The 19,117-nt window shown below is 41.6% G+C and carries 18 protein-coding genes and 3 pseudogenes; 13 read left to right on the plus strand and 8 right to left on the minus strand.

All coding sequences use genetic code 11. From position 1 onward, the window contains the following. Window positions 1-607 precede the first annotated feature (607 nt). The 7 genes and pseudogenes from ACJAT7_RS06320 to ACJAT7_RS06350 all read left to right on the plus strand — a co-directional run bounded on the left by ACJAT7_RS06320 (window position 608) and on the right by ACJAT7_RS06350 (window position 7,685). A complete protein-coding gene (locus ACJAT7_RS06320) occupies window positions 608-1,426 on the plus strand; it encodes a glycosyltransferase (protein WP_415225961.1) in 819 nt (272 codons plus the stop codon). A 113-nt stretch (window positions 1,427-1,539) separates the two neighbouring features. Beyond that, window positions 1,540-1,719 (plus strand): annotated as a pseudogene (locus tag ACJAT7_RS06325) (UDP-glucose 6-dehydrogenase); the annotation flags it as partial. 180 nt (window positions 1,720-1,899) lie between these two features. Beyond that, window positions 1,900-3,036 carry an NAD-dependent epimerase/dehydratase family protein gene (locus tag ACJAT7_RS06330; RefSeq protein WP_415225962.1) on the plus strand — a complete coding sequence of 379 codons (1,137 nt, stop codon included), beginning with the start codon at window positions 1,900-1,902 and terminating at the stop codon, window positions 3,034-3,036. Window positions 3,037-3,140: 104 nt separating this feature from the next. Further along, window positions 3,141-3,491 (plus strand): annotated as a pseudogene (locus ACJAT7_RS06335) (sugar nucleotide-binding protein); the annotation flags it as partial. A 693-nt stretch (window positions 3,492-4,184) separates the two neighbouring features. Then, a complete protein-coding gene (glmM, locus tag ACJAT7_RS06340) occupies window positions 4,185-5,531 on the plus strand; it encodes a phosphoglucosamine mutase (RefSeq protein WP_415225963.1) in 1,347 nt (448 codons plus the stop codon). A 595-nt stretch (window positions 5,532-6,126) separates the two neighbouring features. Beyond that, window positions 6,127-6,381 (plus strand): helix-turn-helix domain-containing protein, encoded by a 255-nt coding sequence (locus ACJAT7_RS06345; RefSeq protein ID WP_415225964.1) that lies wholly within the window; start codon window positions 6,127-6,129, stop codon window positions 6,379-6,381. Continuing rightward, window positions 6,381-7,685 (plus strand): type II toxin-antitoxin system HipA family toxin, encoded by a 1,305-nt coding sequence (locus tag ACJAT7_RS06350; protein WP_415225965.1) that lies wholly within the window; start codon window positions 6,381-6,383, stop codon window positions 7,683-7,685. Before ACJAT7_RS06345 ends, ACJAT7_RS06350 begins: the two co-directional genes overlap by 1 nt. A 3-nt stretch (window positions 7,686-7,688) precedes the next feature. Here ACJAT7_RS06350 and ACJAT7_RS06355 read toward each other — a convergent pair whose 3' ends face one another. From ACJAT7_RS06355 to ACJAT7_RS06385, 7 genes are all read right to left on the minus strand, one after another. Further along, the gene (locus tag ACJAT7_RS06355) at window positions 7,689-7,829 is read right to left on the minus strand and encodes a hypothetical protein (protein ID WP_415225966.1); all 141 of its coding nucleotides are present in this window, start codon (window positions 7,827-7,829) and stop codon (window positions 7,689-7,691) included. Between the two features lie 480 nt (window positions 7,830-8,309). Next, complete coding sequence (locus ACJAT7_RS06360) at window positions 8,310-8,603, minus strand: GIY-YIG nuclease family protein (protein WP_415225967.1); 294 nt, start codon at window positions 8,601-8,603, stop codon at window positions 8,310-8,312. A 381-nt stretch (window positions 8,604-8,984) separates the two neighbouring features. Continuing rightward, entirely contained in the window at window positions 8,985-10,289 is a 1,305-nt protein-coding gene (locus ACJAT7_RS06365; protein WP_415225968.1) for a rhodanese-like domain-containing protein, read from the minus strand. A 181-nt stretch (window positions 10,290-10,470) separates the two neighbouring features. Further along, on the minus strand, window positions 10,471-11,793 hold the full coding sequence (locus ACJAT7_RS06370) for a type II toxin-antitoxin system HipA family toxin (RefSeq protein ID WP_415225969.1): 1,323 nt from the start codon (window positions 11,791-11,793) through the stop codon (window positions 10,471-10,473). After that, a complete protein-coding gene (locus ACJAT7_RS06375) occupies window positions 11,787-12,122 on the minus strand; it encodes a helix-turn-helix domain-containing protein (protein ID WP_415225970.1) in 336 nt (111 codons plus the stop codon). The genes ACJAT7_RS06370 and ACJAT7_RS06375 overlap by 7 nt, the downstream gene beginning before the upstream one ends. 252 nt (window positions 12,123-12,374) lie before the next feature. Next, window positions 12,375-12,626: a hypothetical protein gene (locus ACJAT7_RS06380; protein WP_415225971.1), complete on the minus strand. Its 252-nt coding sequence runs from the start codon at window positions 12,624-12,626 to the stop codon at window positions 12,375-12,377. Window positions 12,627-12,722: 96 nt separating this feature from the next. After that, window positions 12,723-13,463 carry a DUF5765 domain-containing protein gene (locus tag ACJAT7_RS06385; protein ID WP_415225972.1) on the minus strand — a complete coding sequence of 247 codons (741 nt, stop codon included), beginning with the start codon at window positions 13,461-13,463 and terminating at the stop codon, window positions 12,723-12,725. Between the two features lie 296 nt (window positions 13,464-13,759). Between ACJAT7_RS06385 and ACJAT7_RS06390 the strand changes: the two genes are divergently transcribed. The 6 genes from ACJAT7_RS06390 (at window position 13,760) to ACJAT7_RS06415 (ending at window position 18,077) form a co-directional block, all read left to right on the plus strand. After that, complete coding sequence (locus tag ACJAT7_RS06390; RefSeq protein WP_415225973.1) at window positions 13,760-14,494, plus strand: DUF1538 family protein; 735 nt, start codon at window positions 13,760-13,762, stop codon at window positions 14,492-14,494. Continuing rightward, window positions 14,491-15,285: a DUF1538 domain-containing protein gene (locus ACJAT7_RS06395; protein WP_415225974.1), complete on the plus strand. Its 795-nt coding sequence runs from the start codon at window positions 14,491-14,493 to the stop codon at window positions 15,283-15,285. Before ACJAT7_RS06390 ends, ACJAT7_RS06395 begins: the two co-directional genes overlap by 4 nt. Further along, window positions 15,275-15,625 carry a P-II family nitrogen regulator gene (locus ACJAT7_RS06400; protein WP_415225975.1) on the plus strand — a complete coding sequence of 117 codons (351 nt, stop codon included), beginning with the start codon at window positions 15,275-15,277 and terminating at the stop codon, window positions 15,623-15,625. Before ACJAT7_RS06395 ends, ACJAT7_RS06400 begins: the two co-directional genes overlap by 11 nt. Next, a complete protein-coding gene (locus ACJAT7_RS06405; RefSeq protein WP_415225976.1) occupies window positions 15,622-16,026 on the plus strand; it encodes a CBS domain-containing protein in 405 nt (134 codons plus the stop codon). The genes ACJAT7_RS06400 and ACJAT7_RS06405 overlap by 4 nt, the downstream gene beginning before the upstream one ends. A gap of 368 nt (window positions 16,027-16,394) precedes the next feature. Beyond that, the gene (locus tag ACJAT7_RS06410; RefSeq protein ID WP_415225977.1) at window positions 16,395-17,303 is read left to right on the plus strand and encodes a DMT family transporter; all 909 of its coding nucleotides are present in this window, start codon (window positions 16,395-16,397) and stop codon (window positions 17,301-17,303) included. A 408-nt stretch (window positions 17,304-17,711) separates the two neighbouring features. Then, window positions 17,712-18,077, plus strand: a complete 366-nt coding sequence (locus ACJAT7_RS06415) for a hypothetical protein (protein WP_415225978.1) — start codon at window positions 17,712-17,714, stop codon at window positions 18,075-18,077. Between the two features lie 840 nt (window positions 18,078-18,917). On the opposite strand, the pseudogene ACJAT7_RS06420 reads toward ACJAT7_RS06415, so the two are convergent. Beyond that, window positions 18,918-19,117, minus strand: a pseudogene (locus ACJAT7_RS06420) (EamA family transporter); the annotation flags it as partial.

Here is a 19,117-nt window from a genome sequence, read left to right on the forward strand (position 1 = left end):
GTTTAATGCATTGTTCTAATGAATTCATAACTCGAATGGATACTGATGGTATTGCTAGTCTAGAAAGATTTGAAAAGTAATTGGCAGTCTTTGAGAATGGCGATGTTGATATTTGCGGCTCTCGGGTAAGCGAATTTAATGGGATAAAGACAATGTGCTTTTATATCGGAAAATTCCTGAAAATCATCATGAAAGTAATCGTTTTGTGAAATAGAAAAAACCTTCAAACCATCCTGCCGTGATGTATAAAAAGAGTGCCGTTCTAGTCGCTGATAGTTACCAAAAAATAATGTGGTTTGAAGACTATTACCTTTAGGTAATAATGCTGAAAAATGGCGCTATTTTTCATAATATTCAATAGCCGCTAGTAAATATGCGTGCTGGATATGGGCAATTAGAAAGATGACGACGTTGCAACGCGAGTTACACAATAACGTCATTTTCCGCTATAATAAGTGCGTTTTTAGATGCATTTTTTGTTCCAATATATGGCCGTATCGGTGCAGGGGTTATTACCTCTATTAGCCTTTCGGTAACAAATTTATTTTCATGCTATAGGCATACAAAGTTTTGGGGATAAACCCATTAAAAATATTTTGAGGATTAAATGTATAAAGTCGCTGTAATCATGAGTGTGTATCGTTCTGATTCACTCGAATATCTTAAAGATGCTATTAATAGCATATTGACGCAAACATTCAATAAGTTAACTCTATTTATCTATCGGGATGGAGCGGTGCCAATAGAAATTGATGAGTATTTGTCTTGTATTAGATCTAAGAATGGAAATGTCATACTTTTAATTTCTGAACAAAATTCGGGATTAGCGAATGCACTAAATAAACTTATTGATACTGTTGTTCTTGATGGTTCTTTTAGTTATGTTGCAAGAATGGATAGTGATGACATTTCAAGACCTGAGCGGCTTATAAAACAAGTTGATTTTTTTGTAAATAACCAAGATATAGATGTGTGTGGAACATCATGTAGAGAGTTTGGTGCAACATACGCGCTTGATGAAAAGCATCTACCAAAAACTCATGAGGAGTTATTGGACTTTAGTGTAACACGCTGTCCATTCATCCATCCATCGGTAATGTTTCGTTCATCGGTCTTTACGGATGGTAATCGTTACCCGACAGATACTGCATTTACTGAGGATATGGCGCTTTGGTTTAATCTTCTAAAAAAAGGCTATAGATTTGGTAATATTAATGAAGTTCTTCTCGATTACCGCCTTAACGAAAATACGATTGAACGCCGGAAAGGAATAGATAAAGCTTTGAGTGAAGTGCGCATTCGAACAAGTAATATGTTTGCTCTTGGAAAATTTTCTCTTAGAAATGTTGTACTGATTTATTCTCGAATATTATTTCATTTATTGCCCTCTAGCTTAGTTAAACTTGCTTATAAAAAAGCAAGATAATAATTAAGTTATTAGTGTTCTCGTTAGTAGTCTCAAAATCAATTTAACTGTCTTTCCGCACCTATTTTTGCCGAAAATTTAATCAGCAAAAACAGGTGCGGAAAGACATATGTATTGAAGTGGTTGTTTTTGAGTCTGTGCTTAAAGAAACTGAGTTTTCCAATTCTAAAGTGTTAACTGACTTGGATGAATTTAAAGCAACTTCTGATGTGATTGTGCCGAACCGTATGGCACAAGAGTTAGCTGACGTTGCAGATAAAGTTTACACAAGGGATCTGTTTGGTGCTGATTGATAACTTCAAGGCGTACTATCCCCGAAGTAATTACTGCAGTTCAGTGTCACGAGCGGATAAACTCATTTTAGCCTGCTGTGTTCTGTACTTTTTCATTAACAAGGTGGTTGATAAAGGTGTTTGGAAACGAACAGATTCCTTAGGAAATTTTATGTAATATTTTAAGAGGGTTTATGCTAAATGAAAAATAATGTTTTAATTACGGGCGGTGCTGGTTTTATAGGATCAAACTTGGTATTGCGTTTATTAGATCTAGGATGTTCCGTGACAGTCTTAGATAACTTATCACCTCAAATTCATGGTGCAGATCCAGAAAGTTCGCCGTTATATATGGCAATTAAAGACAAGGTTACTTTTGTTAAAGGTGATGTCGAGAATGAATCCGATTGGCAAAAGGCACTTGTGGGTGTGGATTCTGTCATCCATCTAGCAGCTGAGACGGGGACTGGTCAATCTATGTACCAGATCAAGCGTTACAGTGATGTTAATGTCGGTGGAAGTTCAATATTTTTAGATTTTCTTGCTAATAATCCCCATGGTGTATCAAAAATGATCATAGCGTCATCACGCTCTATATATGGAGAAGGAAAGTATCACTGTTTTGAGCACGGTGAAGTATACCCTGTAGAGCGTAATGATGAAATGTTGGAAAAGGGGGACTTTGAAGTCAAATGCCCTATTTGTCAGTCAAATGTTAAGCTGCTAGCGACTGATGAGAAAAGTAAAATTCATCCCTCATCAATTTACGGTGTGACCAAGCAAGTGCAAGAGCAAATGTTTATGATTACCGGTAAATCACTTGGTATTCCTACCGTCTCACTTCGATTCCAAAATGTCTATGGTGCCGGCCAGTCATTATCTAATCCATATACAGGTATATTGTCTATTTTTTCAACTAGAATTTTGAATGGCAACGATATCAATATATTCGAAGATGGATTAGAAAGTAGGGATTTTGTATATATAGACGATGTTGTTGAATCTATCGTTTTGTCTTTATTCAATAAAGAGGCTGACTATCAAATATTCAATGTCGGCTCGGGTGTCGCAACTGATGTAATGACTGTTGCTGCGACGTTAAAGAGTATTTATAAGTCTAATTCAAGTATTTCTGTTTCTGGTAATTATAGAGTTGGAGATATTAGGCACAACTTTGCTGATTTATCACTCATTAATTCTAAAATCAGCTTTGCGGCCAAAATAGACTTCGATGCGGGTATGAAACTGTTCACTGACTGGGTTGCTAAACAATCAGTGAAAGAAGATTTATATGAAAAGTCTATTTTGGAGCTAAAGTCTAAAGGGCTTTATAAGTAGACTTTTGTAGATTTCGCAAAAGAGACACTGATGAAATATTTAAAAGGAAAAAGGATCTTGTTTATTGCGCCAGATTTTTTGGTTACGAACAAGATATTGTTAACGAGATGAGTAATGTAGATGACCAAGTTGGCACGCCAACCTGGGCGAGAGGGTTAGCGCAATGGTGGTGGATTATTGCAGACAAACCTGAAGTGACGGGGACTTATCACTGGACTGATGCCGGTGTTGCCTCTTGGTATGATTTTGCTATTGCGATACAAGAGCTTGGCCTAGAAAAGGGCTTGCTCAGCAAGACTATTCCTGTGCTTCCTATTCTCGCTACTGCGTATCCAACACCCGCTAAACGGCCTGTTTTCTCGGTAATTGATAAATCCAGTGCGGAAGAAGTGTCGGGTTTGAATACTGTACATTGGCGTAAGCAGCTGTCATCAATGATGGATCAGTTAATCTAGTTTAGAAAGTTTCTTTATTCTGTCATTGGCTCCACGCCGTCATCCTCAAAGTGTTTTGTTGAGGATCTCGTGCCGTTTGGGTGCTACTGGCTAGGGGATTCCCGACAAAACAACTCGGGAATGACGGTAAGGGGGACAACTCGGGAATGACGGGGGGTTACTCCGTCATTCTCAATGACCCACTCCGTCATCCTCAAGGTGTTTTGTTGAGGATCTCGCTTAGTTTATGGTGCTACTGGCTATTGGATTCCCGACAAAACAACTCGGGAATGACGGGGGCGGTTTTAGTTCGTCATCCTCAAGGTGTTTTGTTGAGGATCTCGCTTAGTTTATGGTGCTACTGGCCATTGGATTCCCGACAGGACAACTCGGGAATGACGGTGGCGGTTTTACTCCGTCATCCTCAAGGTGTTTTGTTGAGGATCTCGCTTAGTTTATGGTGCTACTGGCCATTGGATTCCCGACAAAACAACTCGGGAATGACGGTAAGGGGGACAACTCGGGAATGACGGTGGGGATTCTACTACCGTCATCCTTAAAGTATTTTGTTACCGTCATCCTCAAATTGTTCTGTTGAGGATGAGCTATGGTTCTGCTGATTTTTATTCTCAAATTATGCTTCAGTTCGCCTAAAACTCGCTTTTCGCCTTCTCTACTATTTTTAATATTTCCCACTAAAAACGGATAATAACTATGACTAGAAAATACTTCGGCACGGATGGTGTGCGCGGAAAGGTGGGTGTGTACCCGATTACTCCTGATTTTGCATTAAAGCTTGGCTGGGCAGCGGGACGTGTTTTATCTCGCCTTGGCACCAAAAAAGTAATTATTGGTAAAGATACCCGTATTTCTGGATATATGCTCGAATCTGCCCTGGAAGCGGGTTTGTCTGCAGCCGGAATCAATGCTGTATTGACGGGGCCGCTTCCGACACCCGCTGTTGCTTACTTGACCAAAACGTTCCGTGCGGAAGCGGGGATTGTGATCAGTGCATCCCATAATCCCTATTACGATAACGGTATCAAGTTTTTCTCTGCATCCGGTGAAAAATTACCCGATGATGTTGAGCTGGCAATTGAAGCCGAACTCGATAAACCAATGGTTTGTGTCGATTCTGAGCAGCTGGGTAAAGCCTCGCGCATGGTTGGCGCTGCAGACCGTTATATTGAGTTCTGTAAGGGCACGTTTCCATCCTCCTTGTCATTGTCTGGTCTGAAATTGGTGGTCGATTGTGCAAATGGCGCGGCCTATCATATTGCGCCTGCGGTATTTAGTGAATTAGGCGCCGAAGTAGTTGCCATTGGCAATCAGCCAAACGGTCTTAATATCAATGACCAGTGCGGCGCGACATCCACTGCCCTGCTGCAAAAGACTGTCGTTGCAGAAAAAGCCGATTTGGGTATTGCGTTAGATGGCGACAGCGACCGAATTATGATGGTAGATAGCCAAGGCAATGTCGCTGATGGTGATCAGATACTTTATCTGCTGGCCAAGCAGGCATTGATTAATGGCCAGCTGAAAGGCGGCGTTGTCGGTACATTGATGTCCAATATGGGGCTGGAAGTTGCTCTGGCTAAACTGGGTATTCCGTTTGTACGTGCCAATGTAGGTGATCGCTATGTAATGGAGCAACTGCTGGAACGAGATTGGTGGCTGGGAGGTGAAAACTCAGGTCATGTGATTTGCCGTAATCTGGTAACAACGGGTGATGCAATCGTGGCTGCGTTGCAAGTATTGGCTGTTGTTCGCCAGAGCGGCAATACGCTTGATGAGTTGCTGGCCGATATGGTTATGATGCCGCAAATTCTGGTAAATGTTCGCTTTAGTGGTGACTCTTTGCCGTTAGAATCTGAATTGGTTAAAACGGCTGTTAACAATGCCGAAAAAGCGCTGCAAGTGAGTACAGAAACGCCGAAAGGGCGGATTTTGTTACGTAAATCGGGCACTGAGCCGCTAATCCGTGTAATGGTGGAAGCTGAGTCGCTCGATCTGACCGAGAAGTGGGCAAACCATATCGCTGAAGCGGTAATGACGGCTTAAATCAGCTGAAAAAGGAGAGCATCCTCAAATTGTTTTGTTACCGTCTCCCTCAAAGTGTTTTGTTACCGTCATCCTCAAATTGTTCTACGCCGTCATCCTCAAAGTGTTTTGTTGAGGATCTCGCTTAGTTTATGGCGCTACTGGCTAGGGGATTCCCGATAGGACAACTCGGGAATGACGGGGAAGATTCTACTTGTCATCCTTAAATTGGTTTGTTGAGGATCTCGCTTAATTTATGGTGCTACTGGCTCTGGGATTCCCGATAAGACAACTCGGGAATGACGGTGGGGGTTATTTTGTCGTCCTCAAAGATTCCACTCCGTCATCCTCAAGGTGTGTTGTTGAGGATCTCGTTGCGTTTATGGTGCTACTAGCTCTGGGATTCCCGACAAAACAACTCGGGAATGACGCTGGGGGATTCTACTCGGGAATGACGGCGGCGGGTGTTTCGGGAATGATGATGAGGGGACAGCTTGGGAATAAGAAAGTAGGTCATACTTTCCTATTGCCATACCTGCTTCACCGTGTAATTGTTGATTTACCTGCTATAAGGTGTAATATTGTGTTTACTTGCTTTAGCGTGTAAGGCGTAAAAATGAAAATCACCAATACAAAACAGCTTAGTGCTTATCTGAAAGATCTACGTTTAGATGATGGTTTATCTCAGACCGATGTGGCGAGGAAGGTGGGTATTCGTCAAGATACCGTATCAAGCTTTGAACTAAGACCGGATGCCACCAAAATGGAAACATTTTTTAAACTACTTTCTGCACTTGATTTGGACATTGAAATTACGCCGCGTAATCCAGAGCATGTAAATGATGCCTCGGACTGGAAAGAGGAGTGGTAATGGCGCTTTTAAATGTATATCTAAATGGTTATTTGGTGGGCGAGTTTACCAAAGAGTCGAGTGGTGCTCATACCTTTGTTTATAAAAATGAGTGGCTCGCGCTTAAAGGGGCACGTCCGATTTCCCTGTCTATGCCGCTTTCTAAACAAAAATATCAAGGGGATGTTGTTTATAACTATTTTGACAACTTGCTGCCAGATAGTGCTGAAATCAGGCAACGCATCACTGCGCGTTATCAAGCAAGTAGCTCGATGCCTTTTGATTTGCTTTCTCTAATAGGTCGAGATTGTGTTGGTGCCTTACAGCTTATGCCGCAAGATATAACGCCAGGCCCAGTTAAAACCCTTAACTATAAAGTCCTCTCCAATGAGCAATTAAATAAAATAGTAACAGGATACCGAGCGAATATGCCACTTGGTATGATTGAAGATGAGCAAGATTTTCGAATATCTGTTGCGGGGGCACAAGAAAAAACTGCATTGTTAAATATTGATGATCACTGGTGCTTGCCACTCAACTCAACACCGACTTCACATATTATTAAACTGCCTATTGGCGCAATACAAAGTCATTCTTACACCTTAGATATGTCTGATAGTGTTGAGAATGAATATCTATGCATGTTACTTTTAGCCGCTTATGGGTTACCTGTTGCTCGCTGTGAAATGCTGCAATTGCGCGATATTAAGGTGCTATCCGTTGAGCGATTTGATCGCCAATATTCAAGTGACGGCCAGTGGTTAATGAGAAGACCACAAGAAGATTATTGCCAAGTGCTCAATGTGCCATCCGCATTGAAATATGAAAATCAGGCTGGGCCTGGCATTGAACAGATTATGGCGCATTTGTTGGGCTCGAAAAAGGCACAGCAAGATAGATACAACTTTATGAAGGCACAGGTGCTGTTTTGGTTGATGGGCGCATCAGATGGCCATGCTAAGAATTTTTCAATTTTTATCTTACCCGATGGACAATTTCAACTAACGCCTTTCTATGATGTTTTATCGGTTTACCCGGTTGTGAATAAAAAGGGATTAAATATTCGTCAGGTAAAATTAGCGATGGGTTTACAAGCAACTAAGGGTAAAAAGTACCATATTGATAAAATCTATCCACGACACCTTATTGCAACAGCGAAAAAAGTGGGCTTTGATGAATTACAAATAGAAGAAATTATGCGTGATATAAAAGCTGTAACAGTAGATGTCATTAATGAAGTTAGGGCTAAAATGTCAGATGATTTTCCAAAAAATATATCAGAAAGCATATTTTCTGGGATGTTGAGACAGCTTAAAAAACTGTGATCACTAAGCAACGCTCAGGCTAGGTACGTTTATTGGTCTTGGCAATGTTGCTGACGGTGCTTCTGGCTCTGGGATTCCCGACAAAACAACTCGGGAATGACGGTGGGGCGGGATTCCATTACCGTCATCCTCAAGGTGTTCCACTCCGTCATCCTCAAAGTGTTTTGTTGAGGATCTCGTCGAGTTTGGGTGCTACTGGCTCTGGGATTCCCGACAAAACAACTCGGGAATGACGGTGGGGCATTAGTTTGTCGTCCTCAAAGACTCCATTTCGTCGCCCTCAAAGATTCCACTCCGTCATCCTCAAGGTGTGTTGTTGAGGATCTCGTTGCGTTTATGGTGCTACTGGCTCTGGGGTAAGGGCACGCAGAGCTTAGCCCGTTCATGACACTGAACTGTCGTTAATTACTCCGGGCGTCCTGCCCTACGCCTTTCAGGTCGTTGTCGTAAACTCCAACGTTCAAATTTGTTCCTGACAAATTTGTCACTTCCCGACAGGACAATTCGGGAATGACGGTAAGGGGGACAACTCGGGAATGACGGGATGTGGGGATTCTACTCTTTCATCTTCAAAGACTCCATGCCGTCATCCTCAAGGTGTTTTGTTGAGGATCTCGTTGCGTTTCATAATATGCTTTTAGACAAATCTAACCATTCGGGGTTTGCTTTTTCAATGAGCCTAATTTTCCATTCTCTATTCCAGTGTTTTAACTGTTTTTCTCGTGAAATTGCATCGAGCATATCGCTATGCATTTCAAAATAGACTAGATCATTTAAATTATATTTTTTACTGAATCCATCGTCTTGGTGTGTTTGGTGTTGATACACTCGTTTAGCTAGGTTACTGGTTACACCTATGTACAGTACACCACCTTTTTTGTTAGATAGTATATAAATTGCAGGTTGTTTTTCTGGCATAACTTTGGCTTATTAAGAATTGTATTTATAAGTGTAGTTTGTTTTTTTGGTGCTACTGGCTCTGAGATTCCCGATAGGACAACTCGGGAATGACGAGGGGGGCGTGAATTCGGGAATGACGAAGGGGGCGGTTTTACTCCGTCATTCTTAATGATCCCACTCCGTCATCCTCAAATTGTTTTGTTACCGTCATCCTCAAATTGTTTTGTTACCGTCATCCTCAAATTGTTCTGTTGAGGATGAGTTTGGGTGCTTCTAGCCCTGAGATTCCCGACAAAACAACTCGGGAATGACGATAAGGGGGACAATTCGGGAATGACGGTGGCGGCGTTCGGGAATGACGAGGGGGGCTACTCGTCGGGAATGACGGGGCGTCAATATTTAATCCGTTATCTCACCGGTTTTAGTTGGGTTGTTTTTATCTCCGCTCCATTCAAACCAGCCGCCATCAAAGACACTGATGTTTTTCCAGCCCATCACGTAAGTATAAAAGAAAACTTCAGATCCCCGCCAGCCTGTGCCGCAATAGAATGCAACTTCCTGCTCTTGGTTTATATTCCAATTCTGCCACAGCTGTTTAATATCACGTGGGCTTTTCATGGTGCCATCGGGATTTGAAAAATCGGCGACATTATTTGAGTCTGTTCCTGCATGCCCCCATTTAGAACCCGCAATTCGGCCCTTGGGTTTAATATAATCATAACCACTGGTTTTGCCTGTATATTCATCCCATGAACGAATACTGACCAGCGAGTGTTGATTGGGATCTTTGGCTAAGAGTGCTTTCGCCTGCGGAAGATCAATAATATAGTGTGGATTTGCTGGGATTTTCTTACCAAATTCAACCTGCTCAGTATTGCTATTCATAAACGGCTCTGTTGCTAATCCCGCATCAACCCATGCTCGCCAGCCGCCGTTAAGCAGACGCACGTCATCAACACCTGCATACATCATGATATTAGCCGCGCGCGCTGCCGCCATATTATTACGGCCATATAAAATTACCGTTGTATCATAACGAATACCTAAATTTTTCAGCAGTTCGGCAATCTTTTCATCACTGACGCGATTCCACCATGGCTCTGCTTCAATATCGTTGGTATTTAAATAAAGTGCGCCGGGGATATGAGCGGCAAGATATTTAAGCGCAGGGCCCCACTGTACTTCAATCAGTTTGTACTCTTTTTCCGGCCCATATAATGGTTTTTTGCCATTAATCACATTATTAATCCATTGCGCTGAGACCAAGTGCTTAAAATTGGGCAAGGCAACTAACTTTTCCGTTGCCTGGCTTAAGGGTTGTTCAATGGCATCAAGTTTTTTAAACCCTTGTTTTTGCAACGCGATACTAAGAGATTTTCTGTCGTTATCCGCGCAATAGAGAAACGTTGCTTTGTCTTTTTGTAATTGCTTGCTGGTGATTAATTGCTGCATTTGCGCATCATCGAGTAGCGTCAGCCATTGGCTATCAATATTAACAGCGCCTGCAAAGTGTCCCCCGCGGGTCGCATTTTCATCCGGCCAGCCGTTGTATTGATTGCTTGAACGGCAATCAATAACTTGGACTTTATCTGACAGTTGACCATCGGTTATATATTGCGCTGAGATATTATCAAATGTTAGCGCATAGGCTTGCATGCTGGCCATGACGATAACGGGGGCTAGAATTTTAAATAATTTAGGCATGAAAAATCCGAATAGTAATAGGCTTAACTATCAAGCCCAAATGAGATAAGAAAAGTAGCCTCAGTATATGCAATGAAAGCGACTACATCTGTTTTTTGAAAAATGGTGGCGAAGCAGTGAAGCCTTATTCTTGGATATTTAATAGCAGCCAGCCTCTTATCAATAGTGCGTTAACTAATGATCATTTAATAGAAAGCCTTAAGTTTTTCTCTATTTCATTGATCAGCGATTTTGGGACCGCTTGCTCTGTAGCGAGTTTGCGCCACTTTGATACTTCCTCAATGGTGCTGTCTAAAATATTATCTATTTTTCGTTTACTGAAGATGGGGCTTAATTTTTCAAAGCTGTAAAAATCAGCCCGAGTGAAGTTATCCTGCTTACCGTTAAGCGTCATCCAATGTTTACTTACCCAATGGCTATCGGGCTTATAGCTGTATGCCAGATCATAAGCCGGTGCCAGTTGCCAGTTGTTATCATTATCGAGCATAAACCCGAAGTTTTTAGCGTGATCATCATGGTTTCGCGCAACCACATTAAAGACCATTCGTTTAAATAACTGTATCGCATCATCCGGGCTTAGGTTGAGCTTTCTTGCTGTGCCCAGTAATTCAGCGTAAGAGTAAGATCCTATCTTTTTGTAACTGACATGCTCTAGCGCGTTGAGCGTCTGTACATGTATTTTATCATTACCACTGCGATCAAATCGCTTAGTCAAAAAGTGTCTGCGTTGCCCTTCGTTAAGTAGATGGCAAGGCATCATATTGATGCCGCACGCCTTAGCCATCAAATGGTATACATATTCCATTGCACCATAGCCTAATGGGTCGCCAAATGTTTCTTGGTTTTTATTGTGCTCACTCACGCCATCAAACTTCATCAGATAATGGCTAAAGCCATCCGGCGCATCTGTTTGACCGGAGCGGACTTGGGTAAAGTCTTTATTGAATGCTAAAACCGCTTTTGGTCTTGCGCCCCCCGCACTCATTCCCACCGACAATAGCGACATCATCGCCTCTGTATCTTCTTGCCCGTTATTGCCTAGATTCAGATTAAACTGTGCCCGCAGATTTAATATCTCCTGTGCGATAGAAACGAGGGAGGCTATCTGTATCGGCTGTGAAGCGTTAAGGTTTTTCCTTCTAACAGCGGGCGCATAGGTTAGAGCTCCCATTCCTCTTTGCCCTGTATATTGCAATCGCTGCAAAGGGGTAATATCGTTTGTCGATTTACCCTGACTGGCTATCCATGCATTCATTACCGCATTACCAAAATCATCCGGCAGAGAATCCGCTATAAGTCCGGGAAGTCCTTTGAATGTTTCACGATCGAGCTGCGGAAAGGTGTATATTTTTTTTGAAAGAGGCATTTTAATTGGCGATAATTCAATGCCCGTTTTTATAAATTTAGAGAAATATTCGAAGGAGCCAATTTGTGTTTGCGCATTATAGCTTAGCGCACCGACTTCATGCTCTTTGAATTTAACTGTGACGACTTCTGTTACCATGATGGCGTCTCCTTGCTTTTACTCGTCGCGATATGAGTGCCTGTCGCTCTTTGACGCTTTTTACCTTGAAGTTTAGCGAGCTGAACGGGGGATATTTCTTGTTTGGGTATAAATGCGTTGAGTTGTTCGGTCATTTCAAGCGCCACTAAAATCGCAACGAAGGATTCAAGCGTTGATTTTCCCTTTTCGCTATTGGTGATTGCTTTAACGGATATGCCTGCTTTTTTGGCTAACTCTTTTTGTGTTAAATCTGCATTAAGCCGCGCAATCCTAACCCTATCGCCTAATTCAGTTGCTATCGCATGAGGAGTGATTGACTCGAACTTCATAATACCCCCTAAAAGATGATTAATGTCATAAATGGTTATATAAAAACCCTTTAAGGAGTATTACACAGTATAGTGAACATCTCAAATAGATAGGAGTGTCAATAGCCCTTAAAGGGGTCCTTAAGTGCATTTTTATTTAGTTAACAACCCCTAATGGGTGTTTTAAATGAATTAGGTTTTTGGCTGTTTATCTGTTGAATTGATTCAATTTAAGTCGTCCGACTATCGTATGAACCTTTTTTGACTCTCATGCTAATGAGATGTACGGCTCGTGCCATTGCGTACTAAATCTTGGCCTGTTTGGAAAACCTCTTCCGTAACCCAGCGTGATAATAATAATTGGTGCTTATCATCCAATGCAGCAACAAAGCGACGACCATCTTTATTGCTTGTTGCCATTGCCACACCCGCTACATTTGTTAAACCCAAACCACCGCTTTCAACTGCAGTTAAAAAGGTTTCTAACTGTTCTAGGTTTGTGATGATCTCTGCTTCGTTGCTCATATTTATACTCTCTTGCTGTACTAAATCTATATAAACGGAATGTTACGGCGTTTACCTTTCTAAGGCAACTTTCCACTGCAGTTCGGTTTAAGCTGCCTATTTTTCTTTGCCATAGGCAAACAGCTTTGAGCCATAAAAACTATCCACATAAAGATATTTTCTGATGGGCTGATTGAGCAATAACAGAATGATCCCCGCCGAATAGATACACCATACGGCAACAAACTCATTGGCACTACTGGAGGTTAAAATAGCAATCATAGGCCCGGTAATAATGCAGTAAACAGTCACCTTCCAGGAACCGTAAAGTAGTGGCAAAATAAATATAGAAACCCAGTAGGCCTTATCAAGATACCAGTTATAACCGGCACGTATTGCCCACTCTATATGCCAACTTCCCGTTTGTGAGCAGGTTTCTGGCCCACAAAATGGTACCTTGTACGAAGTGGGGATATAAGAGCTCATCTGATAACAATAATATTCCCAATCAAGAGGAAGCACTCGAATTAATAAAGCAATGGTCGCCAACGTACAGATTGCATAGACATACTTTTGAATTTTTTCACGCCTATCAGCAGGGATAAAATGCAGAGCAATTGCATTAAAGAAAAACGGCTGAAACGACACATGGATATAGGACAATGTTGTTGCCCATATGTTTTCTGGATTTTGACACTGGTCTATAACTGTATAGGTATAGGCTTGCAATATTTCGATGAGGGTAAAATAGAGCAGTGCGCTGCAAAGCACTTTGGGCTCACCTTTTTTATAAAAGTATATTGCTCCAGTAACACCTGCCACAGCAAGCGTTGCTGATGCCTCGCCACTCCAGCACATAAGCAATTTCCCAAAACACAGATATTTTATTAATATTGTGCTTTTATTAAAGATAACCTCAGCTTAGAAGATAATTTCAATTTAACCGCACTAACAAGGGTTAGATTCAAATAATAAGTGCCTTCGGTTTTTATTTCTGAACGTAATGGTTTAAAAGAAGCAAATGTATTGCTCTTCTACCTTGGACCAATGGCGCTAAATATCTCATTTTTATAAAAAAAAAGAGATAAGAGTGGACGCGACTTTAATATTTTAGCAACCTAAGAGTAGGGAAAATATTATAATGGGAGGAGGCCATGAAAGCATTTATTGCGTTATTTAAAGCAATGTTGGATAGCTTTCGTGATCTTTTACCTATTGTCTTTGTGATCGCTTTCTTTCAATTTATTGTGTTACAAGAACCCCTGCCAAATATATCATCCATTCTTCTTGGCCTGCTTTTTGTCGTTCTCGGTCTGACATTTTTCATTTTTGGCTTGAACATGGGACTATTTCCCATTGGTGAAAGCATGGCGCAATCTTTCGCCAGAAAAGGCAGCCTCTTCTGGCTGATTTTATTTGCGTTTTGTTTAGGTTTCGGAACAACTATTGCCGAGCCGGCATTAACCGCTGTGGCTAATGAAGCGGGCAAAGTGGCCGCAGAAGGTGGCGTGATCCCGCAAACGATTGAAGCAATGGATAGCTATGCCAATGGACTCCGAGTGACGGTGGCGCTTTCAGTGGGGTTAGCTATTGTGGTGGGTGTGGTGCGTATACTGAAAGGCTGGCCTATCCATATTATGATTATTGGCGGTTATATTGCTGTCGTCGTACTTACCTGGTTTGCTCCCGAAACCATTATCGGTATCGCTTACGATTCCGGCGGAGTCACCACTTCTACTATTACTGTCCCCCTAGTTACTGCATTGGGCATCGGGTTGGCGTCATCCATTAAAGGCCGAAATCCTATGATAGATGGATTTGGTTTGATTGCATTTGCTTCGCTGCTACCCATGATCTTTGTGATGCTTTATGGGATGGTTTTATCATGATAAGCCTAGCGCAATTCATCAATACCTTTATTGACACAGTGGTTGACGTTATTCCTATTGCTACCATCATTTTTGGATTTCAAATTGCGGTGTTAAGAAAGCCGATAGCCAATTTGCATCGGGTTATATTGGGTTTTTTCTATGTAATTGTCGGGCTTTCTCTGTTTTTATTGGGGTTAGAGTTAGCACTTTTTCCATTGGGTGAAAGCATGGCGAAGCAGCTAACCGCACCAGAGTTTCTTTACTCTTTTAAAGACGACATCACAGAGTCCCTGCGCTGGATTGATTATTATTGGGTTTATCTGTTCGCCTTTGCTATTGGATTTAGCACTACCATTGCAGAGCCTTCGTTAATTGCCGTTGCGATTAAAGCCAATCAGGTTTCTGGTGGCGCTATTAGCGTGAATGGTTTGCGTATTGCCGTGGCGTTAGGTGTCGCGATTGGGATTTCGTTAGGGAGTTACCGAATCGTGGTGGGCGATCCTATTCATTATTACATTATGGGGGGATATGCTGTGGTTATTATACAAACGCACTTTGCGCCAAAACAGATAATAGCGCTAGCCTATGATTCTGGTGGCGTTACCACATCAACGGTGACTGTTCCATTGGTCACTGCATTAGGTTTAGGGTTAGCTTCCCAAGTACCGGGAAGAAACCCTGTTATTGATGGCTTTGGATTGGTCGCATTTGCCAGTCTATTTCCTATAATTTCAGTAATGGCATATGCCCAAATTACTCGATGGCTAAATTCAAGAGCATCTTCTAAGGAGAATGATAATGCGCTTTAAACTAATAATTGCCTTTGTAGAAGATACAAAGACAGATGCTGTTTTAGATGCAGCACGCTCAGCAGGGGCCACAGGCGCAACTGTCATTAATAACGCACGGGGGGAAGGGGTTGTTCAAAAAACCACCTTTTTTGGCCTGACGTTAGACGTTCAAAAAGATGTTTTGTTATTTGTGGTCGAAGAGCACTTATCGCGGGAAATATTAGAAACAATTAACCGGGTCGGTGAGTTTGATCTGCAGTCGGGGCAGGGTATTGCTATTCAAATAGATATTGAAGATGCAGTGGGCGTTGCCCATCAGGTAGATACATTAACTAAGGCTGTAGAGGACGAGTTATGAACCAGAAAAAGGTTGTCAGAGTGAGAGACGTTATGGTCGATGCCTATGTAATGATCGATGGTATTGCAACCGTGAAAGAGGGCATTCGATTGGCACGGGAACATGCCGTAAAAGCGTTAGTCGTGAGTAAGCGTCATGATGACGATGAATACGGTATCGTTTTGATGAATGATATTGCCAAAAAGGTATTAGCATGGAACCGTTCTATTGAGCGTACTAATATCTATGAAATAATGACCAAACCAGCGCTGTCTGTCGCACCTGATATGAAAGTTAAATACTGTGCGCGTTTATTTGAGCGATTTGGCGTCAGTCGTGCTCCTGTCATTGAAGATGGTAAAATTATTGGCATAGTGAGTTACAATAATATTGTACTGAAGGGGATGGCGTTGGAGGATTAAGGCAGTAAAACAGATCTAAACCAGCTTAAGATGCATCTTGAACTGCTTTAGATCTAGAATAAAAGCTTTAGGCTATTTTCCATATTAAACTGTTTTTTGCCTCGGATCTGCATGGTTTACAGAGTTGGTGATTTTAGGTGATCTATCGAATCATGGGCCTAGCAACCCGCTCCCGTGAGGTAACAAGCAGCGGCAGTTGCACAACTTCTGATAAGTTTTGTTGTGATCGGAGCGCAATGAGATAAAGCAAGCTGTTCAAATCAACCTTGACTGAGCCTTTATTATTCTTATACTCTTTTATTCTTCCTACAGAGTTCGCTTGAGCTCTTCTGTGCACTGATCTGCTTGATTAGGAACAATCTGAAATAATGAAGAATGAAAAACGTGCATTAGGGTTTGGACTTGCAGCAGTGCTGCTCTGGTCAACCGTCGCTGTAGCATTTAAGCTGACACTTCAGGAGTTTACTCCGATTCAAATGTTGACCGTAGCGAGTTTTGTCTCTGCGATTGCGTTAACGGTGATCTGCGGCGTGCAGGGAAAACTTCATCAGTTGCGCGTCACTTTTTTTTCTAATCCACTCGATTATCTGATTTTGGGACTAATAAACCCATTCGCCTATTACTTGATCCTCTTTAAAGCTTATGACTTACTTCCTGCATCGCAGGCTCAGTCTCTCAACTACAGTTGGGCAATCACTCTGACCTTAATGGCGGCACTGTTTTTAGGGCAAAAAATTCGCAAGCAGGACTGGATCGCCTGTACGCTGGGATACGCTGGCGTAGTTGTTATAGCAACAAAAGGAGATCTGTTTGCTTTAGAATTTGACAGTCTTCTGGGTGTTATTCTGGCACTTCTTTCAACACTTCTTTGGGCTGGGTATTGGATTTTAAACACAAAAAACAGAGCCGATCCTGCCGTCGGAGTGCTTCTGGGATTCTTAATTGCCTTACCCTTTGCTGTTGCGTTGTCTATTTATGAAGGCGCTGTCTGGGAGCAAAGTTTGCAAGGTTGGTTAGCGGTCAGTTACGTTGGCTTATTTGAGATGGGGATAACCTTTATATTATGGTTATCTGCGCTTAAGGCCACTGACCATACGGCGCGAATCAGCAATCTTATTTTCATATCCCCCTTTATTTCACTGCTACTGCTTGCCTATATCATTGGAGAAATCATTCCGCCCTCAACCCTAATTGGCTTGGCTATGATTGTAAGCGGACTAATATTCCAGCAGGTAATGAAACCAGCTAATATTGACATTGAAATTTGCAAGCAGTGAACTGGCGCGGTCAAGGTAATTGCCAGTATTGAAGAGCCAGTTTTTATCGATATACCCTCTATCATATGCAAGAAAACCCCAGATTTTTGGCCTGAAAATTGGACTCTATCTTAACTCAGTTTGTTTGACGAATGCCTTTGTAAGTCGGACGCGAACGATAGAGTCAAGGCTAGATACCCCGCAATCGGGTGACAGAGATAACGTATTGAAATGTAACAAACTCTGCTAAGGCCTTGTCGCAATCAGAGGATCATAAGATAAAATATCCTGTTTAAATTCAAATTATTTTGGTAAAAGTTTTTTATTCTTCCTATACTTAAAGGATTACCGCAGCTATCAATGGCATGGCTTGAGGTGTCATAAGCTATCAGTTAAAGACGTTTTTTTAAATGATTTGGAGGGGAAGTTATGCTGTCTAAACCAATTTATGAGTTTGTTCCTTACGCTTGTTTAAGTGTAGGTGGAGTGAGTGTTATATCTGTTGACAGCGCACTTGGCATTGTTGCTGGTGTGGGTCTATATACTTTGGGTGCCTTGGTGTGGATGATGCGTTTTCATTCTAGACATCCTGTAAAACGAAATTTTTCTCGTCGGGGTTATATCTTGCCTGAAGAGATTTATGAGTTTAAGCCATTTCTGTTTTTAGCCGGTTCATTGTTGTTGTTTTCGTTTTATACCAGTGCTTGGGCCATTGGTGTTGGTTTAGCGATAGTTGCGCATAGTCTTTATATCTTGTTTAAGCGTTACCAGAATCGTACTTGTGTAGGTGCTTAATTCGGCCCCTTCTGCTTTACGTCTTATATTTTCCCTTCCCATATCCGTAGTACTTAAGTTGTAAATGTGCGCTTTGAATTTCAGTTAACTCGTGCAAACAGGTTGCAATAAAAACCTAACGATTCGTTAAGGTTATGCTGCTGTATTTATCATAACACTCGAACACGAGCTACCTGTTTTTGGTGGGGTGTAATATTGCGATGCCAGGATTTAAATGAATGTCCCGCGTCATACAGTCATTTTTGATCTGAATTTGTCAGTCAGTGGAATCTATATGATTTCCAATAATATTAAAAGATGTGATTGACATCACGTTTTTATGTTATTAAAATGTACTGCATGTGATGAGGATCTACCTCTTCATGGTTGTTAATAATAAAAACAAATGATTTTAAATCAATGAGGTTCAATATGTATTCAATGATCAAAAAAATAGCGGGTTACGGTAACACTAAAGCATCTTTAAATTACGAAGCTTCTTCTCCACGTTCTATATCTTCTGTTCCAGTTAACACTTACAGATACTACTAATAGTATGGGCATTAACAGTTGCCAGTTCACGTTCAGCGTGACAGCAATAGTGCAACTGCCCCTTTAATTTCCTATCTTTACTCTTGTTCATCTTTTTAAAAGAGCAGCCTGATAAACTACCGTGCAGCTAGTACAAAATCTATGATACCAGCAGTAAAATTGAAAATTATTCTCCTCCGCTCCGTACTAACAAATCTTAAAAACGCGCAATAGCTGCGAAACTCGAAATCAAGAGTATCTTGGTTATGGGAGTTTACGTCACTAAAAATCCAGAAAAGCTGATATTCGCTCTGGATTCTGGGAACTGTATTATTCAACCTTGATATACTGGGCAATATCTATCGCAGGAGATGGTTTTTCTCGGGTAAACCACCAACAAAGTAAGGAGGCAATAGTAACCATCACCACACCCTGCCAAAACGTTGCAGTCAGTTCAATATTCAAAATCAATGCTGAGAAGAAAGTCGAAAGTAGAGGCGTGAAATACGACAGGGTTGCCAGAAGCATCA

The sequence above is a fragment of the Psychromonas sp. genome (assembly GCF_047632995.1).
In the GTDB taxonomy this organism is placed as follows: domain Bacteria; phylum Pseudomonadota; class Gammaproteobacteria; order Enterobacterales; family Psychromonadaceae; genus Psychromonas.

Bases quoted from the DNA above. Each gene is read 5' to 3' on its own strand.
- ACJAT7_RS06320 (WP_415225961.1), top strand. From the start codon at position 608: ATGTATAAAGTCGCTGTAATCATGAGTGTGTATCGTTCTGATTCACTC.
- ACJAT7_RS06330 (WP_415225962.1), top strand. From the start codon at position 1,900: ATGAAAAATAATGTTTTAATTACGGGCGGTGCTGGTTTTATAGGATCA.
- glmM (WP_415225963.1), top strand. From the start codon at position 4,185: ATGACTAGAAAATACTTCGGCACGGATGGTGTGCGCGGAAAGGTGGGT.
- ACJAT7_RS06345 (WP_415225964.1), top strand. From the start codon at position 6,127: ATGAAAATCACCAATACAAAACAGCTTAGTGCTTATCTGAAAGATCTA.
- ACJAT7_RS06350 (WP_415225965.1), top strand. From the start codon at position 6,381: ATGGCGCTTTTAAATGTATATCTAAATGGTTATTTGGTGGGCGAGTTT.
- ACJAT7_RS06360 (WP_415225967.1), bottom strand. From the start codon at position 8,603: ATGCCAGAAAAACAACCTGCAATTTATATACTATCTAACAAAAAAGGT.
- ACJAT7_RS06365 (WP_415225968.1), bottom strand. From the start codon at position 10,289: ATGCCTAAATTATTTAAAATTCTAGCCCCCGTTATCGTCATGGCCAGC.
- ACJAT7_RS06370 (WP_415225969.1), bottom strand. From the start codon at position 11,793: ATGGTAACAGAAGTCGTCACAGTTAAATTCAAAGAGCATGAAGTCGGT.
- ACJAT7_RS06375 (WP_415225970.1), bottom strand. From the start codon at position 12,122: ATGAAGTTCGAGTCAATCACTCCTCATGCGATAGCAACTGAATTAGGC.
- ACJAT7_RS06380 (WP_415225971.1), bottom strand. From the start codon at position 12,626: ATGAGCAACGAAGCAGAGATCATCACAAACCTAGAACAGTTAGAAACC.
- ACJAT7_RS06385 (WP_415225972.1), bottom strand. From the start codon at position 13,463: ATGTGCTGGAGTGGCGAGGCATCAGCAACGCTTGCTGTGGCAGGTGTT.
- ACJAT7_RS06390 (WP_415225973.1), top strand. From the start codon at position 13,760: ATGAAAGCATTTATTGCGTTATTTAAAGCAATGTTGGATAGCTTTCGT.
- ACJAT7_RS06395 (WP_415225974.1), top strand. From the start codon at position 14,491: ATGATAAGCCTAGCGCAATTCATCAATACCTTTATTGACACAGTGGTT.
- ACJAT7_RS06400 (WP_415225975.1), top strand. From the start codon at position 15,275: ATGCGCTTTAAACTAATAATTGCCTTTGTAGAAGATACAAAGACAGAT.
- ACJAT7_RS06405 (WP_415225976.1), top strand. From the start codon at position 15,622: ATGAACCAGAAAAAGGTTGTCAGAGTGAGAGACGTTATGGTCGATGCC.
- ACJAT7_RS06410 (WP_415225977.1), top strand. From the start codon at position 16,395: ATGAAGAATGAAAAACGTGCATTAGGGTTTGGACTTGCAGCAGTGCTG.
- ACJAT7_RS06415 (WP_415225978.1), top strand. From the start codon at position 17,712: ATGCTGTCTAAACCAATTTATGAGTTTGTTCCTTACGCTTGTTTAAGT.